Annotated in this window: 2 protein-coding genes and 1 pseudogene; 1 reads left to right on the top strand and 2 read right to left on the bottom strand. The window is 67.2% G+C overall.

Annotated features, from left to right (window positions below):
* A pseudogene (locus MKL01_RS08055) lies at window positions 1–282 on the top strand (porin family protein); the annotation flags it as partial.
* Between the two features lie 283 nt (window positions 283–565).
* Here the strand turns inward: MKL01_RS08055 and MKL01_RS08050 are convergent.
* Window positions 566–1,615 (bottom strand): phytanoyl-CoA dioxygenase family protein, encoded by a 1,050-nt coding sequence (locus MKL01_RS08050; RefSeq protein WP_243904695.1) that lies wholly within the window; start codon window positions 1,613–1,615, stop codon window positions 566–568.
* A 210-nt stretch (window positions 1,616–1,825) separates the two neighbouring features.
* On the bottom strand, window positions 1,826–2,295 hold a 470-nt coding region (locus MKL01_RS08045; RefSeq protein ID WP_243904694.1), incomplete at its 5' end, for a tyrosine-type recombinase/integrase.

Raw genomic sequence — 2,295 nt, 5'->3', positions numbered from 1 at the left:
GGCTTTGCCGGCAACGACAGCTTCCGCACCGGCTACGCCGTCGGCGGCGGCATCGAGTACGCCCTGCCCACCGACTCGTTCCTGAACTTCTTCCGCTCCTCGGCCGTCACGCTCAAGGTCGAAGGCCTGTACGTCAACCTCGACCGCAGCACCCGCAACCAGGGTGCGTTCGTCATCAACGCCGCCAGCAACGTCCCGGTGCTCTACAGCGCTGTAGGTCGTCGTGACGACGAGTTCGCCGTCGTCCGGGCAGGCCTGAACTACAAGTTCGGTTCGTACTAAGACCAAGCCACTCCAAATCGCCCCGACCTGTACAGCGGGGCGGTTGCGATAGGCGAACGTGAGGGCGGGGTCCCTGTCATCGCTCTCCTACCGCGATGTTGCTACATACTGGTTGGCCTCCGGATCCCCAGCCCGATCAGACTGGCCGCGAGGTCGGCAACGCCTCAGGAGCCCCCCGCTCCTGGGGCGTTTGCCATTTGAAATTTAACTTTCTGCCGCGAGGATAGCTGATTGCCTGAGCGCTACACCGAACGGGGGTAGCGCTCAGCCTGCTGATCCGATGTCAGACGATCCGGGGCGGAGCGTCGGCGGTAAGGCGCCCGACCGGCCGCCAGACGTTCTTGCGCAGGCCGAGCTGCTCCAGCCGGTCGAGCAACCACCACTCGACGCGGGTGCGCCACCGGGCGAGACCGGTAAGGGACCAGATGTCGACCCCGGCCAGCGGCAGGAACGGGTTATGCCGGTCGTAGGCCCAGACCTCGATCCGCACCGCCGGCCGCAGCGACGGGCCGCGGGCGTGGAAGCCCACTGTGTCGCCCACCACCAGCGTGTTGCCCGGGACCGCGAAGGCCACCGGGTCGGCGTAGCCCATCCGCTTCAGCTCCGCCGGCGTGGCCCTGAAGGAGCCGCGGCCACTGAGGCGGTCGCGGCCGCTCGCCGCGTTGATGGCGGTGCGCCGCTCCCAGGCGAGCCGCCGCTTGGTCAGGCGGTGCGAGCCCGGCACGTAGGTGAACGGCCCCTCGTCGGCGGCGACGTCGGTGAGGAACAGCCACGCCTTCATGGTCGGGTGGAAGGTGTCGATGTGGAAGTTCGTCTGCGGGTCCGGCGGCGCGTCGGTGACGTGCGACAGGATCGTCTGCACGGTGAGGATCGGCTCGCAGTTGAAGCTCGACACGTAGCGCAGCAGGTTCCTCCACTCCGGAAGGGCCAGGAGCTGGCGCATGGCCGGCATCCGTGTGAGCGTTCCAGGATCGAGTGGGATGCGGCGGGTGACGGTGTCACCCTGGATCTGCTCCCGGCCCTGTGCGGTGATGCTGGTAACCTCGGCGTAGACCGCCTTGTGCAGGTCGGCCGGCATGAAGTCGGCGCGCTTGATGAAGCCGTCACGGGCGAAGTCGGTCCGGTCCTGCGCATTGACCAGATGTGCGAGCTGACGGCGGCGCAGACCTGCCATGGCGTGGGCCAAGCGCACCCGTACCGTGTGCAGGCCGGCCCGGTTCAACCGCTCCGAACCGAGGATCGGGTTGTCGACGAACGACTTGGCCCCGGTCCCAAGCTGAGCCGCCCAGAGCGGCGACTTGAGGGTGCTGCGTAGGAGCTGAGCGATTGCCATGTGTGCTGACCCTAGTGGGGTTAGCCAGCGCACCCGCTGCCGGCTGCAGCATCCGATCCATGAGTCGAGGCTAAATTTGGGCTAACGACATCTTTGGCGGCCGCAGCGCTCAATTCGGATCGAGTGACAAGGCATGGCGTCTCGATTGTTGCTTGCCGAGCACACCCAACGAACAGCCGTTGCTAGATGCCCGAGCAGGAAGTGGGCGGCTTACAAGAACCTGCTCCCCGAATGCCCCTTGAAGGCGTTGGCTCGCCGGATGTAGCCGACCACCGTGCGTGGGTCCCGGTGGCCTGACTGATCCATGATCCGTGCGAGGTCCGCCCCGCGCTCGGCCGCCGTGGTGATGTATCCAGCCCGCAGCGAGTGCGCCCCGAACGTCGATGCATTGAGGCCCGCGGCCGTGCAGTAGCTCTGCAGGATGTTGGCGACGGATCGGTCTGTCAGCCGCACGCTCTCACCCTGCCGGACATTGTCAGACCGCGACACCGGCCTGAACACCGGGCCCGACGTGATGCCGGCTGCCGTCAGCCAGTCCCGCACGAGCGCCACCGGCCGGACGAACCGGCCGTGGGGGATGGCCTTCTCGAACCCCCTGCCCTCCTGATCCACCTTCGACCGGCGGACCACGACGCGCAGGCCCTCCGGATCCTCGCGCAGGTCCTCGACATCGAGGGCCA

The organism is Methylobacterium sp. J-070, from assembly GCF_022829385.1.
In the GTDB taxonomy this organism is placed as follows: domain Bacteria; phylum Pseudomonadota; class Alphaproteobacteria; order Rhizobiales; family Beijerinckiaceae; genus Methylobacterium.
The sequence above is the reverse complement of the archived record's forward strand: the minus strand, read 5'-3'. Positions and strand labels throughout refer to the sequence as shown.

Bases quoted from the DNA above. Each gene is read 5' to 3' on its own strand.
- MKL01_RS08050 (WP_243904695.1), bottom strand. From the start codon at position 1,615: ATGGCAATCGCTCAGCTCCTACGCAGCACCCTCAAGTCGCCGCTCTGG.